Annotated in this window: 14 protein-coding genes; 5 read left to right on the top strand and 9 right to left on the bottom strand. The window is 72.4% G+C overall.

The features are described 5' to 3' along the window. Positions 1-23: 23 nt before the first annotated feature. Positions 24-287: a DUF1876 domain-containing protein gene (locus CHF15_RS04100; protein WP_089222236.1), complete on the bottom strand. Its 264-nt coding sequence runs from the start codon at positions 285-287 to the stop codon at positions 24-26. Between the two features lie 118 nt (positions 288-405). Here CHF15_RS04100 and CHF15_RS04095 point away from each other — a divergent pair, with 118 nt between their 5' ends. Next, positions 406-948 carry an acyl-CoA thioesterase gene (locus CHF15_RS04095; protein ID WP_018559720.1) on the top strand — a complete coding sequence of 181 codons (543 nt, stop codon included), beginning with the start codon at positions 406-408 and terminating at the stop codon, positions 946-948. Positions 949-969: 21 nt separating this feature from the next. Here the strand turns inward: CHF15_RS04095 and CHF15_RS04090 are convergent, their stop codons facing one another. Next, positions 970-2,415 (bottom strand): LCP family protein, encoded by a 1,446-nt coding sequence (locus tag CHF15_RS04090; RefSeq protein WP_245938654.1) that lies wholly within the window; start codon positions 2,413-2,415, stop codon positions 970-972. Between the two features lie 92 nt (positions 2,416-2,507). On the opposite strand from CHF15_RS04090, the gene CHF15_RS04085 reads away from it, so the two are divergent. Further along, entirely contained in the window at positions 2,508-3,539 is a 1,032-nt protein-coding gene (locus CHF15_RS04085) for a glycosyltransferase family 2 protein (protein WP_265737383.1), read from the top strand. A 16-nt stretch (positions 3,540-3,555) separates the two neighbouring features. On the opposite strand, the gene CHF15_RS04080 is transcribed toward CHF15_RS04085, so the two are convergent. The 5 genes from CHF15_RS04080 to CHF15_RS04060 form a co-directional block, all read right to left on the bottom strand. Further along, complete coding sequence (locus tag CHF15_RS04080) at positions 3,556-5,475, bottom strand: LCP family protein (protein ID WP_089222234.1); 1,920 nt, start codon at positions 5,473-5,475, stop codon at positions 3,556-3,558. A 204-nt stretch (positions 5,476-5,679) separates the two neighbouring features. After that, the gene (locus CHF15_RS04075; protein WP_245938653.1) at positions 5,680-7,365 is read right to left on the bottom strand and encodes an LCP family protein; all 1,686 of its coding nucleotides are present in this window, start codon (positions 7,363-7,365) and stop codon (positions 5,680-5,682) included. Positions 7,366-7,419: 54 nt separating this feature from the next. Continuing rightward, entirely contained in the window at positions 7,420-9,243 is a 1,824-nt protein-coding gene (locus CHF15_RS04070) for an LCP family protein (RefSeq protein ID WP_089222232.1), read from the bottom strand. Between the two features lie 120 nt (positions 9,244-9,363). Beyond that, on the bottom strand, positions 9,364-10,602 hold the full coding sequence (locus tag CHF15_RS04065) for an LCP family protein (protein WP_089222231.1): 1,239 nt from the start codon (positions 10,600-10,602) through the stop codon (positions 9,364-9,366). Positions 10,603-10,732: 130 nt separating this feature from the next. Continuing rightward, a complete protein-coding gene (locus tag CHF15_RS04060) occupies positions 10,733-11,485 on the bottom strand; it encodes a TIGR03089 family protein (RefSeq protein WP_089222230.1) in 753 nt (250 codons plus the stop codon). Positions 11,486-11,601: 116 nt separating this feature from the next. Here CHF15_RS04060 and CHF15_RS04055 point away from each other — a divergent pair, with 116 nt between their 5' ends. The 3 genes from CHF15_RS04055 (at position 11,602) to CHF15_RS04045 (ending at position 15,394) form a co-directional block, all read left to right on the top strand. Further along, on the top strand, positions 11,602-13,176 hold the full coding sequence (locus CHF15_RS04055; protein ID WP_179279656.1) for a peptidoglycan recognition protein family protein: 1,575 nt from the start codon (positions 11,602-11,604) through the stop codon (positions 13,174-13,176). 64 nt (positions 13,177-13,240) lie between these two features. Then, positions 13,241-14,323 carry a mannose-1-phosphate guanylyltransferase gene (gene manB / locus CHF15_RS04050; RefSeq protein WP_089222229.1) on the top strand — a complete coding sequence of 361 codons (1,083 nt, stop codon included), beginning with the start codon at positions 13,241-13,243 and terminating at the stop codon, positions 14,321-14,323. A gap of 117 nt (positions 14,324-14,440) precedes the next feature. After that, a complete protein-coding gene (locus tag CHF15_RS04045) occupies positions 14,441-15,394 on the top strand; it encodes a DNA-3-methyladenine glycosylase family protein (RefSeq protein WP_179279679.1) in 954 nt (317 codons plus the stop codon). 51 nt (positions 15,395-15,445) lie between these two features. Here CHF15_RS04045 and CHF15_RS04040 read toward each other — a convergent pair whose 3' ends face one another. Both CHF15_RS04040 and CHF15_RS04035 read right to left on the bottom strand, forming a co-directional pair. Beyond that, complete coding sequence (locus tag CHF15_RS04040) at positions 15,446-16,195, bottom strand: hypothetical protein (RefSeq protein ID WP_143681518.1); 750 nt, start codon at positions 16,193-16,195, stop codon at positions 15,446-15,448. Positions 16,196-16,273: 78 nt separating this feature from the next. Next, entirely contained in the window at positions 16,274-17,542 is a 1,269-nt protein-coding gene (locus tag CHF15_RS04035; protein WP_245938694.1) for a coenzyme F420-0:L-glutamate ligase, read from the bottom strand. Positions 17,543-17,553 lie beyond the last annotated feature (11 nt).

Below are 17,553 nucleotides of genomic sequence, written 5' to 3'. Positions count from 1 at the left end.
TCACCCACCGTGCCCGTACGCTCTCATCCGGTGAGGTGCGTCGGGGCGTTGGTGTGGGTCTCGATCATTCCGGCGGCCTGTTCCAGCAGTTCGTGCGCCAGGTTGGAGCAGGCCCGGGAGGCGGCCACGTCCTCCCCTATGCGCATGTCCGGCTCGTCGCTCGGATTGCGCCGCGAATAGCCGTGGCCCACCACGCCCGGGGCGCCGTCCCCGGAGAGCGAGGCGGTGCAGGCGGTGCGGCTGCCGTCCTCCTCCAGCGACAGCTTGATCGTCCACGTCTTCTCCATGGCGGATCACCTCTTGGGCATCGGGACGTCGGCCCCTTTCTCAGCATCCGCCCGGCCCCGCCGCCGGGCAAGACGTGCCCGGCGAGGAGCACGGCACGGCAGTGCTTAGGGTGGAGCCATGTTCGAGGAGCCGCCCCCGCACCCTGTCCCGTTCAAGCCCACGTCCGCCTCGCGGATCACGCTGGCGCACATCATGACCCACCACGACACGAACCTGCTGGGCACCGTGCACGGCGGCGTGGTCATGAAGCTCGTGGACGATGCGGCGGGCGCCGTCGCCGGACGGCACTCCGAGGGCCCCGCGGTGACCGGCGCCATGGACGAGATGGCCTTCCTGGAACCGGTGCGGGTCGGCGACCTGCTCAAGGTGCAGGCCCAGGTCAACTGGACCGGGCGCAGCTCCATGGAGGTCGGCGTGCGCGTGCTCGCCGAGCGCTGGAACGAGTCCGGCCCGGCGACCCAGGTGGCCAGTGCCTACCTGGTCTTCGTGGCCGTGGACGCCGAGGGGGCGCCGCGTCCGGTGCCCCAGATCGAGCCCGAGACCGACCGCGACCGGCGCCGCCTGCAGGAGGCGCAGATCCGCCGCACGCACCGGTTGGCCCGCCGCCGGGCGATCATGGAACTGCGCGAGAAGCGCGCCGCCGAGGGCTTCGAGGACTGACGGCGCCCGGCCCGCCGGCCCTCAGCCGCACAGGATGCGGTCGCCGCGCATCGGCTGGAGCTCCACCGGCGGCGCCGCGGGCGGGTCCGGCTCACCGGCCCGAACCGGGGTCACCCCGTCGTAGTCCGCGCCCACGGTGATCCGCAGCGTCGGCCCCAGCCCGGACACCCGGCGCAGCTCCGCGTACGGCAGGGCCGTTCCCAGCGCCTTGGCGGAGCGGTCCCAGCCCGGGTCGTAGTGGATGACCGTGTACTCCGCGTCGTGCCGGACGGTGTTGCCGGGTGAACCGGTGGTGCGGAAGCCCAGGTGGCGCAGTTCCTTGTCCACGCGCGCCCCCAGCCCGTTGACCGTCGTCCCGTTGTTGACCTGGACGCGGATCGACTTGGGCGGCACGTCGACCTGCTCGGGCTCGGGCGCCGACGGGCTGGGCGTGGCCAGGGGGCCGCCGTCCGGGCCGGTGAGCGGGCGGTCCTCGCGCAGCGCGTCGAAGATCCGCTTCGCGCCCTTGACGTCCCAGCGCAGCGTCGTCCCCACCCCCTGCACCCGGAACGGGGTGGCGTCCACCGGCACCGTCGCGAACTCCACGGAGCGGGCCCCGAAGCCGCCGCGCAGCCCCGTGGCGAGGGCGATCAGGTCGTCCGGCTTGGTCTGCCGGTCCGCGCGCACCGAGCCCAGCGCGGCCTTGGCCACCTGGTCGAGCTTGACGGGGTTCTGCAGCAGCCCGATGTCGGTGACCCGGCGGACCAGGGCGGCCAGGAACCGCTGCTGGTTCTGCATCCGCTGGAGGTCGGGGCTGCCGGGGAGGTGGCCGGAGCGCACGTAGCGCAGCGCCGTGCCGCCGTCCGCGCGCACCGTGCCCGCGGGCAGGTCGAGCCCGGTCACGGGGTCGCGCAGCGGACGGGCGAAGCAGAGGTCGACCCCTCCGATCCCGTCGACGGTCTTCATGAAGGAGCCGAAGTCGAACTCGGCGTAGTGGTCGACCTTGACCCCGGTCATCTTCTCGACCGTGCCGACGGCGAGCGCGGGGCCGCCCACCCCCCAGGCCCACTTCAGCTTGCCGGCGCGGGGCAGTTCCGCGTACGAGTCCCGCGGCAGCGCGACCACGCTGACCCGCCTGCCGTCCCGCGACAGATGCGCCAGCATCATCGTGTCGGTGCAGTCGCAGGGCTCCCCGCCCAGGCGCAGCCCGGTGCGCTGCGTCTGGGTCAGCCCGCGGCGCACGTCGGTGCCGACCAGAAGGAAGTTGGTGCCCTTGGTGGGGCTGGGACGGTTCTTCATCCCGGCGAAGGCGTCCACCCGCGCCAGGCGGTCGTCCATGTGCCCCAGGACGGCGTGCCCGATCCCACTGGCGGTCAGGATGCCGAGCGAGACGGCACCGAGGACGCGCAGCCCGCGGCGCACCGGCGCCCGCTTCCGGGTCCGGCGGGCGGCTGCGGCGGGTTGCTGACGGCGACGAGCGACGGTCATACAGTCACGCTAAGGAGTCATACCGTCGTACGGAACGAGCCCCGCCCGGTCGCACGCGCTCGTATCATCCGTTCGCGGTAACGTGTGCGGCTGTGAACGCTGCGACCCCCCATGTGCTGCCCGCCGTCTCCGTGATCATGCCGGTGCTCGACGAGGAGCGGCACCTTCGAAACTCCGTCCGCCACATCCTCGAGCAGGACTACGCGGGCGAGCTCGAGGTCGTCATCGCCCTCGGTCCCTCCACCGACCGCACGGACGAGATCGCGGCGGAGCTGGTGCGGGAGGACCCCCGCGTCCACACGGTGCCCAACCCCACCGGCCGCACCCCCGCCGCCCTGAACGCCGCCATCAAGGCCTCCCGGCACCCGGTCGTGGTCCGGGTCGACGGCCACGGCATGCTCTCCGCCGACTACATCAAGACCGCGGTGCGGCTGCTGGAGGAGACCGGCGCCGCCAACGTCGGCGGCATCATGCACGCCGAGGGCGAGAACGACTGGGAGCGCGCCGTCGCCGCCGCCATGACCTCGAAGATCGGCGTCGGCAACGCGGCCTTCCACACCGGAGGCGCCGCCGCCCCCGCCGACACCGTCTACCTCGGGGTCTTCCGCCGCGAGGTGCTGGAGCAGCAGGGCGGCTACAACGAGGAGTTCATCCGCGCCCAGGACTGGGAGCTGAACTACCGCATCCGCGAAGCCGGCGGCCTGATCTGGTTCTCGCCCGAGCTGCGCGTCTCCTACCGCCCGCGGCCCAGCGTGCGCGCGCTGGCCAAGCAGTACAAGGACTACGGGCGCTGGCGCCGCGTCGTCACCAGGTACCACCAGGGCTCGGTCAACCTGCGCTACCTCGCCGCCCCGGCGGCCGTCGTGGCCATCGCGGCGGGCGTGGTGGGCGCGGCGGTCACCCCGCTCGCCCTCGTCGTCCCCGGCGGCTACCTCGCGGCCATCGCGCTGGGCTCGCTCCCGGCCGGCAAGGGCCTGTCGGCCGCCGCGCGGCTGCAGATCCCGGTGGCGCTCGCCACCATGCACATGTCCTGGGGCTTCGGGTTCCTGACCAGCCCGCGTTCGCTCGCCCGGCGGGTCATCGCCAGCCGCCGCCCCGCGGTGCGGGCGGCGGCCGACGCGTGACGCGGGGGGTGGACCCCTACCACTTGTAGTAGGGGTTCACCTTCATGCACGCCGAGTCGTCGGAGGCGTTCAGCGCGCTCGCGCTGTCCAGCACCTCCTTGGTGTCGGTGCTGCTGGCCGCCGGGTACGTCGCCCCGGCCGTCCAGTCGGCGCCGATCACCAGCGTGATGCCCTCCGCGGAGGAGGACTTCTTGACCACGCCGGTGGGCAGCTTCAGCGCCTTCGCCACGGCCAGGGCGTTCGCCTTGTCGTCGTCGCTCGCGTAGGTGATCGTGCTGCCGGACTGCGACTGCGGCGTGGAGTCGGACTCGGCCTGGGTGAAGCCCAGCGTCTTCAGCTTCTCCGTGACCGTGCTCGCCCGGCCGGAGACGGCGGGGGTCGAGGCGCTGCCGGTGCCGTTCTGGACCGTCACCGCGATCTCGTCCTTGGGCGAGGGCTTCGCGGTGGTGGCGGACTTGTCGGCCTTCTTCTTCTTGGCGGCCTTGCCGTCCACGGCCTGGTCGTTGCGGAGCAGCGTGAAGAGCTTGGTCGCCGCCCCGGTCGGCACGACGTGCGCGGTCGGGTTCTGCGGGTCGGCGCCCCACGGCATCGTCGTCATCGTGATGCGGTCGGTGGGCACGCCCTTGAGGTTGTTGCCCAGGTCGTAGAGCTTCTTGACCGTCCCGAGGCCGGTGTCGACGGTCACCGCCTTGGTGGCGGCCTCCGCCAGGCCGGTCAGCTTGCCCGGGTCGGTGAGCTTCGTGCCCGACTTCAGCTGGCGCACCATCGCGTTCATGTACATGTGCTGGGCGTGGGTACGGCCGATGTCACTGCCGTCCTCGAAGCCGTGCCGGGTACGGAGCCACTGCAGGGCCTGCTGCCCCTTGATGTTGTGGTCGCCCTTGGTGAGCTTGAGCCCGGACTTCTTGTCCCAGACGTTCCCCAGCACGCAGACCGGGACGCCGCCGACCGCGTCGGCCATGGAAACCACGCCGGCGAAGTCGATCATCATGAAGTGGTCGATGGATATGTCCGTGAGCTTCTCCCAGGTGGCCACGGTGCAGCCGGGACCGCCGTGCTGGAGGCTCGTGTTGATCGTGTCCGTCGTGGTCTCGGGGTAGACGCGCCCGTCGTCCGGGTCGGTGCACTTGGGGATGGTGACCCGGGTGTCGCGCGGGATGCTGACCACGGTCATGTTGCTGCGGTCGGCGGAGACGTGCAGCAGCATCTGGACGTCGGCGAGCGGCTTGCGGTCCGCGTCGGCCTTGGCGCCGCCGAGCTTCTGGTTCGCCTTGGAGGCCCGGCTGTCGGAGCCGAGGAGCAGGATGTTCAGCGGGGTCTGGCCCGCCGCGTTCGCCTTGCTCTTGGCGGCCTGGCTGTCGCCGAGGTTGAGCGCGTCCTTCTTGATGTTCGCGTTGAGGTGCTGGTAGTACGCGTAGGCGGCGCCGGCCGTGCCGAGTATCGCCACCGACGTGACGATCGCCACCCAGCGCAGGGCGCGCCTCTTGCCCTTCTTGCGGCGGCGGGTGCCGCGGCGGCCGCCGCCGTCGTCGTGGCCGTCGTACCCGTCGTCGTCCGCCCCGTCGCCCTCTGCCGCGGTCAGGGTGCCGGTGGACGACCCGTCGTCCCCTTCGTGCCCGTAGTCCTCGTAGGCGCCGTACTCGGCCCCGTGGCCGTCGTCGCCGTAGCCCCCGGTGTCGTGGCCCGGGGCCTCACGGCCGGGCTGCCGGTAGGGCGCGTACGGCTCCTGCGGCGGGTACCCGCCGCCGTGCTGGGGTTCCTCGGGGCGGTAGCCGCCGCGCTGCGGCTGCTGCGGGACCGTCGGATACGGGTGTCCGGGCTGCTGCGGGATGTACGGCTGCTGCCCGTGACCGTTCCCGTACGGAGAGTCGCCCCATCCGGGTTCGTGAGGATCGTAGGGGGCGTTCCGCCCTCCGGGGATGCTGCCGTGGCGCATGTGGGCCCTCCCATGACGCGCTGGTCACTACGGTCACCGGCTGCGCCGCGGCGCTCGGATCTGGGTGATTGTCAGCTGTGCGACTGTCGAAGTCCTGTGGGACCGGAACAGCCCTGCTCGCGAATGGTTGGAGGTCACGATACATAAACCGCGACGGGGTCAAGGCTTTGGTTTCTTATCGGCTGTGTAAAGCGATCGTGCGCACTACCCCAAATCGGGATCCCAGCGATATGGCCTGTACACGTCCATGCAGGCTGAATCATTCGCTCCGTTCAGGGCCCCGGCGCTCTTGGGCAGCGTTCCGTCGTCGTCGACACCACCCTGGAAGACCGTTCCGTCGCGCCAGTCGGCGCCCACGACGAGTGTGACGGAGCCGACATGTGAGGATTCCTTCACAACGCCGGCGGGGAGCTTGAACACCTTCGCCACGGCGAGTGCGTCCGAGCGGCCCTGCGCCCCCTCGGAGGCCGGGTACTCGATGACGGTGGCCGCCGAGGGCTGCGCCGTGCCGACCAACGCCGCCTGCCCGAAGCCGGACCGGACCAGCGCCTCGGCCAGGACGCCCGCCCGGCCGTTCACCGGGGTGCCCGCGGCGTCGCCCGCGGTGCCGTTGACCACCGCGACCGGGACGTCCGCGGCGGGCCGGGCGGCCGGCCCGGACTCGACGGGCTTCTTCTTCGCCTTCTTCTTCCCCTTGTCGTCGAAGGGGAGGTCGTGGACCAGCCGCGACCACACCTTGGGGGCGGCCACCGGGTCCGGCATGTAGTGCTGGTCGTTCTCGGTGTCCGTGACGGGCGGCATGGTCAGCATCGTGATCCGGTCCGACGGGACGCTCTTGAGCTGCATGCCGAGGTCGAAGAGCTTCTTCGGGGTCCCTATCTCCTCCGACACCTGCAGCGCGTTGGTGGCGGCCTCGGCGAGGCCCCCCAGCCGTCCGGCGTCGGTGAAGACGTTCTGCGAGCGCAGTTCGCGCACCATCGAGTTCATGTACATGTGCTGCGCCCGGGCGCGCCCGAGGTCGCTCTCGAAGGCGTGCCGGGTGCGCAGCCACTGCAGCGCCGTCTTGCCGGTGATCTTCTGCGCGCCGGCCTTCAGCTTCAGCCCGGAGCCGCCCGGCTGCTGCGGGGTCGGGTGGTCCCACACGGGCTGGTTCACGCAGACCTCGACGCCGCCTACCGCGTCGGCCATCTTCACCACACCGGCGAAGTCGATCGTCATCCAGTGGTCGATGTAGACCTTGGTGAGGTTCTGCACGGTGGCGAGCGTGCAGCCGGGACCCCCGCGCATCAGGCTCTCGTTGATGATCGCGTGGGTCGTGGCGGCGAACCTCTTGCCCGTCTCCGGGTCGGTGCACTCCGGGATCGGCACCCGGGTGTCGCGCGGGATGCTCACCACGGACATGTTGCTGCGGTCGGCCGAGATGTGGAGCAGCATGATCACGTCGGCGCGGGGCGGATCGCCCTTGGTGTACTTGGCGCCGCCCAGCTTGAGGTTCTCCGCGGAGTTACGGCCGTCGGCGCCCAGCAGCAGGATGTTCACCGCGTTCGTGGGCGCCTTCGCCACGTCGCTGTCGCCGCTGTTCCGCTTCCCCTTGCGGATGTTGTCGCTGAGGTGCTCGTAGTACGCGTAACCGGCTCCCGCCGTCCCGAGGATGAGCACCGCGAGGGTGATCGCGGTCCACCGGACGACCCGGCGTCCGCGGCGCTTCGGCCGCGGGCCGCCCGGCGGCCCGTCGCCGTCGTCCGCGTCCTCGGCGGGATCCTCGGGGTCCGCGGGGTCCGTGTGCGGCGTCCGCCCCGTGTCCGCGCCCCGCCGCGCCGCCCCGTCCCGCGGGTGGTCGTCGTAGAGGCTGTCGTCCCAGCCGAGATCGCGCACACGACTGTCCGTCATCGTCCGGTTCCCACCTCTGATACCCCTGTCGGCCCTGGTGCCCGTGACGGGCGGCTACTTGGCACACACGCTCTTGTCGTCCGCCTCGACCTTCTGGATGCCCTCGGGCGCCTTCGTCGGCGTGGCGATCGGCGTGCCGGCCTGCGTGAAGTCCTTGCCCAGGGTGAGGGTCATGTTGGCGCGCGGCGCGGCGTCCTCGGTGCCCTGCTTGAGCGCGGCGGCCGGCAGCCCCATCATGGCGGCCAGCCGGCGTGCCTGGTCGGCCTGGTTGGGCGCGTACTCCAGCGTCGTCTTCTTCAGCTCGGCGGGCGCGTTGCCGCCGTTGGTGGAGCGGCTGACACCCTCGTCGTTCTGCAGCCAGTTGACGGTGTCCTGGGCGGCGCCGAAGACCCCGCTGCCGTTCAGCACCTCGACCCGTACGTCGATCGGGTCGGCCTTGGGGCCCTTGAGCTTGGCCGCCTCGGACGCCTTCTGCTTCTTCTTCACCTCGGTCAGCGAGATGTCGTCCTGCACCATGCTGAACAGCTGCGGCGCCTTGGTCTTGTCCAGCACCACCGTGGTGTGCACCTTCTCGGCCGGGTTGTCTATCACCGGCACCGTCGCGAAGGTGATGTTCTTGGTGTCGACCCGGCTCAGGTCCTTGGCGAGTTCGCTGAGCTTGGTCACGCTGCCGATGCCGGTGTCGACGGTGAGCGCCTTCGTCGCCGTGTTCGCCAGCTTGAGCAGCTTCGTCGGACTGGTCAGCGTGTCACCCGACTTCATCGTGCGCATCATCGAACTGAGGAACTGCTGCTGCAGTTCGATGCGGCTCAGGTCGCCGCCGAAGCCGACGCTGTGCCGGGTGCGGACGAAGGCCAGCGCCTGCTCGCCCGCGACGGTGTGCCGTCCCTTGGCCAGCTTCAGGTGCGAGTCCGGATCGTCGATGTCCTTGGCCAGGCACACCTCGACGCCGCCGACCGCCGTCGACAGGTCCTTCACCGCGTCGAAGTTGGCCATCATGAAATGGTCGGGGGTGATGCCGGTCAGCGCCTTGACGGTGCGCATCGTGCAGCCCGGGTCGCGGCCGTACTGGCCCAGGCTGGTGTTGAAGCGGACGCCGCTCTCCGCCGGGATGATCTTCGTGGACCCGTCGGACTGCTTCGTCGGGCAGTCCGGGATGTCGGTGATGATGTCGCGGGGGATGCTCAGCGCCGTCGCGTTGGAGCGGTCCTTGGAGACGTGGAAGAGGATCGTGGTGTCGGCGTGGCCGACGTTGGCCGAGTCGCCGTACTTGCCCTTCAGGCCCTGGCGGCTGTCGGTGCCGATGACCAGGATGTTGACCGGCCCGGTGGACGTGGCGTTCTTGGAGCCGATGCCCGGGTCGATCGTGTTGATGTTGCCGTTGAGCTGCTGGTACAGCGCGTAGACGCCGATGCACGCCGCGATGACCACGACCCCGAGCGTGCCGGCGGTCCAGATCAGGGCCCGCTTCTTGGCCGACTTCCGCGCCTTGGGGCGGCGCCGGCTGGTGCGTGCGGCCGCCCGGCCGCCGCCCTCGCCCCTGGTGCCGCCGGCGGCACGGCTGCCCGCCGCGGCTCTTCCGCCGCCCGCCGCACGGCCGTTGCCCGCGGCCCGGCCGGCGCCCGCCGTACGGCCGCCGTCGGCGGAGCGGCCGTCCGCCGCGCCGTGGCCCTCGTCCTCTGCGCCGGAACGGCCCTGCCGTGCGCGGCCGCCGCCCTGCGGCTGGACGCGCTGGGCCCGCCGGCCCGCCCCCTGCGCGGGAACGCCTCGCTCCGGCTGCTGCGGCGGGTCCAGCCGCAACTGGTAGCTGCCCGTCTCGGGATCGAAAACCCACTGATCCGCCGGGTCGACGTGCTGCCTACGGCCTTGCGTGTCCACGGTCGATCGAGTCCTCCGTCTCGGCCGCTGCAACAGGCCGGATCGCTCACACTAACCCCACAGTTCAGCGTCTACGTCCGCGGCTGACAAATTCCGCTCCCCTACAACTGGACAAACTGTTCAATCCCCACTGCCGTCGCACACATCGCGGTCGGCGGTGGTGCCGCGGTACGAGGGGGAGGCGCTCGCCGAGCCCGACGGTGTGGGAGATGCCGGAGGGGCGGTGGAGGTTCCGCCGTCCGTCGGGCGGGCGGAGCCGGAAGCGGAGTCCTCGTCCCCCTCGACCGTCACCTGCCCGTCCTCGCGCAGGGTCGTGAACAGTTCGTCCGCGGCGGGCTGCACCAGCTCGTCACGGTTGGGGTCGGCCGTGTAGGGGCGCCGCGGCACGGTGAGGAAACGCACCTGGTCGGTGGGCGTCTTGCGCAGGCTCTGCGCCAGTTCGTACAGCTCGGCCAGCGAGTCGAGGCCCTCGTCCGCGGTGAGCGAGGAGGTCGCGGCGTCCAGCAGCGGGTAGAGCTTGGTGGGGTTGAGCAACACCCCCGTGGAGTCGACCTTCTGCACCAGGGAGGCGAGGAACTGCTGCTGGCGGTCCATCCGCTGGGTGTCGCTGCCGTCGCCGATGCCCTTGCGGGCGCGGACGTAGCCCAGGGCCTGCTCACCCTTCAGCACCTGGCGGCCGGCCTCCAGGTCCAGGTGCGCGTCCTGGTCGTGCACGGCGTGCGGCACGCAGACCTCGACGCCGTCGACCGCGTCGACCATCTTCTTGAAGCCGTTGAAGTCCACCACGAGGTGGTGGTCGACGCGGATGCCGGTCAGCTTCTCCACCGTACGGATCGCGCAGGCGGTGCCCCCGAACTCGAACGCCCAGTTGAACTGGGCGAGCTGGGGGCCGGTCATGCTGCCGTCGGACCGCCGGCAGGAGGGGATGTCGACCATCAGGTCGCGCGGCAGGCTGACCGCCGTCGCGCTCTTCCGGTCGGCGGCCAGGTGCAGCAGTATCGCCGTGTCCGAGCGCTGGGTGCCAGTGTCCTGGCCGTACTTGCCGTTGCCGTCGCCGCGGTTGTCCGAACCGAGCAGCAGGATGTTCTCGGCGGTGGTCGCCTCGGGCAGCACCTTGGGCCGCTCGGACTTCACCCGCATCAGCTCGTGGGCGGTGTCCGTGTCCGTCCGGATGTTCCCGTCGAGCTGCTTGTAGAGGTACCAGGAGACCCCGGCCCCGGCCAGCAGCACCAGGGAGACGACCACGGCGAGGACGCGCAGCCAGGTGCGGCGGCGCTTCCTCGGCGGGGCCGCGGCGGGAGGGGCGTCCGCTGCGGGAGGGGTGTCCTCGGCTTCCGGCGAATCGGCTGGCGTGGTCACGTCCGGTCCCGTCCTTACAGGTGCTGCTGATGATCAGGTCACCTATAAAGACCGTTCAATCCCGCCCTCGGTTGTGCGGAGTTGTTCAATTCCGTCCGAGACTGCCGGAGGCGGTGGGCCGGGCGCCCGGCTACGCCGTGTGGGTCACCCGCTCGCTCTCCCGGCGTTTGTCCAGGTCGGCGGGGGGAAGCCGGTCCAGATTGCGGCAGAGCACCACGGAGGCGCCGGCCGCCAGCGGCGCCAGCAACCCGGCGGCCAGACCGTCCCAGTCGTCGTACGGCCGGCCGGACAGCAGCCGCGCCCCGGCCGTCAGCCCCAGGGCCGCGGCGGACGCCCGGGCCCGCCCGGTCACCTCCGCACCGGTGAGCTCCTCCCCGCCCGGCAGCTCCAGCGCCGGCGCGTCCGCGTCCACCGGCGCGTACGGGACGAAGCGGTCGCCCTGGGAGGGCACCTCGACCGCGTAGTCGAGGAACCCCTCCGGCGGCTGCGGGAAGCGGCCGCCCAGCGGGCGCAGTGCCAGCGCGACCCGATCGCCGGAGCAGGCGCGGGCCTCCTCCAGCGTGTCCGGGCCGGACACCACGAGGTCGGCACGGCCCGGGTCGCCCCCGGGCACCACGACCACGCCGGTGGAGAAGCAGGCGAGCACCCATACCGCGGTCTGCCAGTGCGCCGGCAGCAGCAGCGCCGCCCGGTCACCCGGCTGGGCGCCCAGTTCGTCCTGGATGAGGTTGGCGGTCTTGGCCACCCAGTTGCCGAAGGTGGCCACCGACAGTTCGACGCGTTCGCCGGTGGCGTCGTCGTAGAAGGTGACCAGGGGCCGGGCGGGGTCCGCCGAGAGCGCGGAACGCAGCAGGTCGGCGGGTGTGCGGGCAGTCGATGTCACGCGGCCCAGGCTACGTCAGGCGGCGGCGTCGCGGGCGCCGCTGATGACCCGGCAGAAGGGGACAGCCCGTCAGATCCCGGCTGCGCGTTCTGGGGCGTTATGTAACTGTTCATCCCATGCGTGCACTTCTTGCGACGTCGATCTCCGCGGCGTGCATGGCTGCCCTCGCCCTGCCGCTCGCCTTCCCCTCCGGTGCCACCGCCACCGTTCACACGCCGGTGCGGGCTGCCGGCCCCGACACGTCCCCCGGCGCCACCCGAACCCTTCCGCTGGCCCCGCTCGCCACGTCCGGCCGTGTCATCGGCACCCCACTCTCCCAGGGGCTGCCGGCCCGCGCCGTGCGGCCCTTCTCCATGGTCGGCATCACCTGGGACGACGTCGGCACCGACCTGCGGGGCACCGTCCAGGTCAGGACCCGCGCCACCGGCACCGGCACCTGGTCGAAGTGGCGCACCGTCGAGGCGCACAGCGACGACGCCCCCGACGCCGGCTCGTCCGAGGGCTCGGCCTCCGCGGTGCGCGGCTCGACCTCCCCGCTGTGGGTCGGACGTTCCGACGGGATCGAGGTGCGGGTCGTGCCCGAGGCGCCCGCCGGCAGCAGGCGCGGGGTGCAGCCGGGCCTGCCCAAGGGGCTGCGGCTGGAGATGGTCGACCCCGGCGACGAACCGGGTGACGGCCTCGGTGACGGCTCCGGCGACCTGGGGGGCAGCTACCTCGACCCCGACGCCGCGTTGGACCCCGGCCCCGCCGGTCCGGGCGGCGGCATCCAGCGCGGTGACGGTACGGCAGACGGCCCCGCCGGCGACGGCGCCTTCCCGGGGGAGCCCTCCGGCGGCGGCGAGCCCGCCGAGAGCGATGGCCCTTCCGGCGGCGCTGACCCTTCCGGCGGCGACCCCTCCGACAGCGGCGACCCCTTCGACGGTGTCGGCCCCAGCGAGGGCGGCTATCCGCTCGGCGGCGGCCGGCAGGACGGCACCACCACCGACAACGCAGCCGACCCGGCCGACACCTCGGGCACCCCGGTCGAGTCCCCCTTCGTCCCCGCGCTCAGCCGGTCCCAGACCGAGGCCCTCACCGGGCAGCGCTTCACCGGTGGGCGCCCCCGCATCGTCACCCGCTTCGGCTGGGGCGCCGACGAGCAACTGCGCAACGAGGACTCGGATTTCACCGACGCCATCAGCGCGGTCTTCGTCCACCACACCGCCACCGGCAACGACTACGAGTGCTCCGACTCCCCCTCGGTCATCCGCGGTATCTACCGCTACCACGTCAAGAGCAGCGGCTGGCGCGACATCGGCTACAACTTCCTCGTCGACAAGTGCGGAAACATCTACGAAGGCCGCAGCGGCGGCGTCTCCAAGGCCGTCTTCGGCGCGCACACCCTCGGCTTCAACGAGCACACCATGGGCATCGCCGTGCTCGGCGACTACTCCGAGGACGAGCCCAGCCGCGAGGCCCTGTCGGCCGTCGCCGGGCTCGCCGCGTGGAAACTCGGAATTTACGGCCACAACCCGGAGGGCATGACATATCTGGTGTCCGGAGGGAGCAACAGGTACCCGAAGGGTACGCGGGTCCGCATGAACGTCATCTCGGGCCACCGGGACGGATTCAACACGCAATGCCCAGGAACGGAGCTGTACGACGATCTCGGCATCATCCGCCGCACCGCGGCGGGGCTCCAGGGCCGCTGATCGCCCCCTGCATAGGATTGGCCGCTCATTCGTTCGGCCCGCCAGGAAGCGGAGACAAAAACAGGTGACTGAAGCGATCCTCTTGGTCGGCGGCAAGGGCACCAGGTTGCGCCCCCTGACGGTGCACACCCCCAAGCCGATGGTCCCCGCGGCCGGTGTCCCGTTCCTCACCCACCAGTTGGCCCGGGCACGCGCGGCGGGCGTCGAGCACATCGTCCTGGCGACCTCCTACCTGGCCGAGGTCTTCGAGCCGCACTTCGGCGACGGGTCCGCGCTGGGGCTGCGCCTGGAGTACGTCACCGAGGACGAGCCGCTCGGCACCGGCGGCGCCATCCGCAACGTCGCCGACCGACTGGACTCCGCGCCCGGCGACCCGGTCCTGGTCTTCAACGGGGACATCCTCACCGGCCTCGACATCGCCGGCCTCGTCGCCACCCACCGCGACTCGGGCGCCGACGTCTCCCTCCACCTGACCCGGGTCGAGGACCCGCGCGCCTTCGGGCTCGTGCCGACCGACGCCACCGGCCGCGTCACCGCGTTCCTGGAGAAGCCGGAGACGCCCGAGGAGATCGTCACCGACCAGATCAACGCGGGCGCCTACGTCTTCGACCGTTCCGTCATCGACTCCATCCCCACCGGCCGCGCCGTCTCCGTCGAGCGCGAGACCTTCCCCGGGCTGCTCGCCGACGGCGCCCATCTGCAGGGCATGGTCGACTCCACGTACTGGCTCGACCTCGGCACCCCGCACGCCTTCGTCCGCGGCTCCGCGGACCTCGTCCTCGGCCACGCGCCCTCCCCGGCCGTCCCCGGCCGCTGCGGCGAACGCCTCGTCCTGGAGGGCGCCCGGATCGCCGACGACGCCAAGCTGACCGGCGGCACCGCCGTCTCCGCGGGCGCCGTGATCGGCGCCGGAGCGGTCGTCGAGGGCAGCACGATCCTGGCGGGCGCCGTCGTCCACCCCGGCGCGACCGTCGTGGACTCCCTCATCGGCGCCGGCGCGGTCATCGGCGAGCGCACCGTCGTCCACGGATCGGTCATCGGCGACGGCGCGCACATCGGCGCGGGCAACGAACTGCGGCACGGCGTGCGCATCTGGTGCGGCGCGGTCATCCCGGACGGGGCGGTCCGCTTCTCCTCCGACCAGTAGCCGCCGCGGGCCCGGCCGGTGGGCGCACGCCGCCCACCGGCCCGGAAACCAGGAAGCCCGGAAGCCCGGCGGGGCACACCGTAGGCTCGGAGGGTGCATCCCGAGCAGACCCGACTCCTGCGCGCCGCGGCCGGCCGCGTCCCCGGCCCCCGCACACCCGGCCGCACCCGCCGCTGGACCCCGCGCGGCCCCCTGGACCTCGGCCTGACGCTCGGCCCCCTGCGCCGCGGCCCCGGCGACCCCGCGTTCCGCGTCGGCGCCGACCGCGCGGTCTACCGCGCCTCGCGCACCCCCGAGGGCCCCGGCACCCTGCGCGTCGCCCGCCCCTCCGGCGGCGAGATCGAGGCCGAGGCCTGGGGCCCCGGCGCCGAGTGGCTGCTGGACCGCCTCCCCGCCCTGCTCGGCGACGCCGACGACCCCGGCGCCTTCACCGCCCGGCACCGCGTCGTCCACGAGGCGCAGCGGCGCAACCCCGGTCTGCGGCTGACCCGTACCGGCCTGGTGCTGGAGTCCCTGATCCCGGCGATCCTCGAGCAGAAGGTCACCGCCGACGAGGCCTACCGCTCCTGGCGGGTCCTGCTGTGGCGCTTCGGCGAGCCCGCCCCCGGCCCCGGCGAGGAACTGCGCATGCGGGTCATGCCCGACGCCCGCGGCTGGGCGATGATCCCCTCCTGGGAGTGGCACCGCGCCAACGTCGACGGAAAGCGCTCCGCCGCCGCGGTCCGGGCCGCCCGCGCCGCCGCCCGCATGGAGCAGGCCACCGCCCTCGCCCCCGCCGACGCCCTCGCCCGCCTCCAGGCCGTCCCCGGCATCGGCCCCTGGACCGCGGCCGAGACCCTGCAGCGCAGCAACGGAGACCCCGACGCGATCACGGTCGGCGACCTCCACCTGCCGCACACCGTCGGCTACGCCCTCACCGGTGCCCACCGCTCCGACGACGCCGCCATGCTCGAACTCCTCGAGCCCTACGCCGGGCAGCGCCACCGCGCCGCCCGCCTCATCCTCCTCACCGGCCGCCGCCCCCCACGCCGCGCCCCGCGCATGGCGCCGGGCAACATCGTGCCGCTGTGACGGTGCCTGCGAGGCGCGCCCTGGGTCTCCCGCCGTGTTACACGTGGCACTTCACGTTGACCAGGAGCGTGTCCCCGGGCAGGTCCCGCAGGTAGCCGTCGACGCTCTCCCGCTCCGCCGGCAGACCGCGGGGCCGTGGCACTCCCCGTGGATCCCCGGTCCGCCGTCCTCGTACCACCAGCAGTTCCGCGTGAGGACGTTGCGCGTACGCAGGGACGAGGCGACCTGTTGCTCGACGAACGTCTCGCGCTCGGTGCGCCCCACATCGACGACCGGGTCGAAGAAGTTGAGGAACCGGTACCAATAGCGCTCTTTCGGCAACGCCCTCACATGGGCGTCGAAGGACTTCACGAGGGGCTGAACACGGTGGTCCGCCGAGACCTGCCTGTGGTTGTACGCCCTGAACTCGGCTTCCGCGCGGTCGTGGTAGACCTGCCACGGGTCGGCCGGGGGAGTTCGGCCGCCGGTTCCCGCCACCGCCGCCAGGCGGCGTGCCTCCTCGTGCGACGCGGAGAAGTCGAGGAGCTCACGGGGCCCGCCCGCGCACCAGCCGAAGTCGTTGGGAAGCCTTTCAGACTTCCTGTCCCACCGGCGCGACCGGATCAGCCTCGGATCCCGCTCATGGCCGGGCAGGACGTTGAACCCTCCGCTCATCGCCCCGCCGCCGGTGATGTACCAGGAGTCCCAGATGTCCAGCTGCCATTCCCGTGTGCCGTCCATCTCGAACGGTGCCATCGCGTCGGCGATCGCCTCGTCCACCCGGTCGGCTGCCGCCCCCGGCAGACACACGGTGATGCTCACACCCGCCACGGGCACATGAGTTCACGGCACATGGGCCGGGGGCCCCATTCTCGGCGGCGAACGGACCCGTGCCCGCGCTCAGCGCACCTCGATGAACGCTTCCGCGCTCCGGCCCGGCCGCTCCTTCGGCGGCACGGCGGGCCGGCCGATGGCGACGGCACCCATCGGGTCCCAGTCCTCCGGCAGGTCCAGCACCTCGCGCACCACGTCGCGGCAGAACATCGTGGACGACACCCACGCCGACCCCAACTGCTCGCCGGCCAGCGCCACCAGGAAGTTCTCGACGGCTGCGCCCATGGCGACCACGAACATCTCGCGCTCGGCAGCGGACCTCCGCGGGTCCGGGTAGTCGTGCGCCCCGTCGGCGACCAGGCAGGGCACCACCAGGTACGGCGCGCGGCGCAGGACGTCGCCGCGCCGGACGCGCTTGGCGATGGACTCCTCGCTGCGTCCGTCGCGGCGCAGGTCCGCGATCCAGGCGTCGCGCATGGCGTCCAACAGCCGGACCCGCGCCTGCTCCGACTCCAGCAGCACGAAGCGCCACGGCGTCGTGTGGTGCGGCGCCGGCGCGGTGACCGCGAGGGCCACGGCACGCCGTACGGCCGCGCCGTCTACGGGCTCGCCGGTGAAGTCTCGGATCGTGCGCCGCAGGGAGACGGCCTCGCGGACGGCCTCCGAAGTGCCCAGCCGGAACATGTCGTTGGCGGCGGGCCGGACGAGGGCGCGGCCGCCGTCGCCGTCGTCCCGCGCGGGCAGCACCAGGCGCTCCAGTCCCCGGACCACGGCGACGGGCGATCCGGTGGACTTGCCCTTCACCAGGTCCCCGGCCGCGGCGAGTTCGTCGGCCAGGGCCGTGACGGTGACGGCCAGTTCGTTGCCGTGCGAGTCGGTCCCGCCCCGCAGGTCGTCCAGTACGCGCAGCCCGGCCGCGCCGATCGCGACGTCGGTCAGGCCCTCGCGCCAGGGCCGCCCGAAGGTGTCGGTGACGACCACGCCGACGTTGACGCCGAGCGCTTCCCGCAGCCCCGCCCGGATGGCGCGGGCGGAGGCGTCCGGGTCCTCGGGCAGCAGCAGCACCGTGCCGGGGGCGGTGTTGGAGGCGTCCACGCCGGCCGCGGCCATGACGAAGCCGTGCCGTGTCTCCACGATCCGGGTCGGCCCGCGCCGCGCGACCAGTCGCACCGTCTCGGCGTCGATCGCCGCCTCGCGGTCGGCGGCGCGCAGGACGCGTCCCTCGGCCTTGCTGACGATCTTCGAGGTGACGACGAGCACGTCGCCGTCCGCCAGTTCCGCCGTGCTCGCCGCGACGAGCTTCGCGAGGTCGGCGCCGGGCTCGACCTCGGGCATGCCGGTGACGG

The organism is Actinacidiphila glaucinigra (assembly GCF_900188405.1).
GTDB lineage: Bacteria > Actinomycetota > Actinomycetes > Streptomycetales > Streptomycetaceae > Actinacidiphila > Actinacidiphila glaucinigra.
This window is presented reverse-complemented; position numbering and strand designations above follow the sequence as displayed.

Coding starts and splice junctions, on each gene's coding strand:
- CHF15_RS04095 (WP_018559720.1), top strand. CDS start 406: ATGTTCGAGGAGCCGCCCCCGCACCCTGTCCCGTTCAAGCCCACGTCC.
- CHF15_RS04080 (WP_089222234.1), bottom strand. CDS start 5,475: ATGCGCCACGGCAGCATCCCCGGAGGGCGGAACGCCCCCTACGATCCT.
- CHF15_RS04035 (WP_245938694.1), bottom strand. CDS start 17,542: ATGCCCGAGGTCGAGCCCGGCGCCGACCTCGCGAAGCTCGTCGCGGCG.
- CHF15_RS04100 (WP_089222236.1), bottom strand. CDS start 287: ATGGAGAAGACGTGGACGATCAAGCTGTCGCTGGAGGAGGACGGCAGC.
- CHF15_RS04090 (WP_245938654.1), bottom strand. CDS start 2,415: ATGACCGTCGCTCGTCGCCGTCAGCAACCCGCCGCAGCCGCCCGCCGG.
- CHF15_RS04075 (WP_245938653.1), bottom strand. CDS start 7,365: ATGACGGACAGTCGTGTGCGCGATCTCGGCTGGGACGACAGCCTCTAC.
- CHF15_RS04055 (WP_179279656.1), top strand. CDS start 11,602: ATGCGTGCACTTCTTGCGACGTCGATCTCCGCGGCGTGCATGGCTGCC.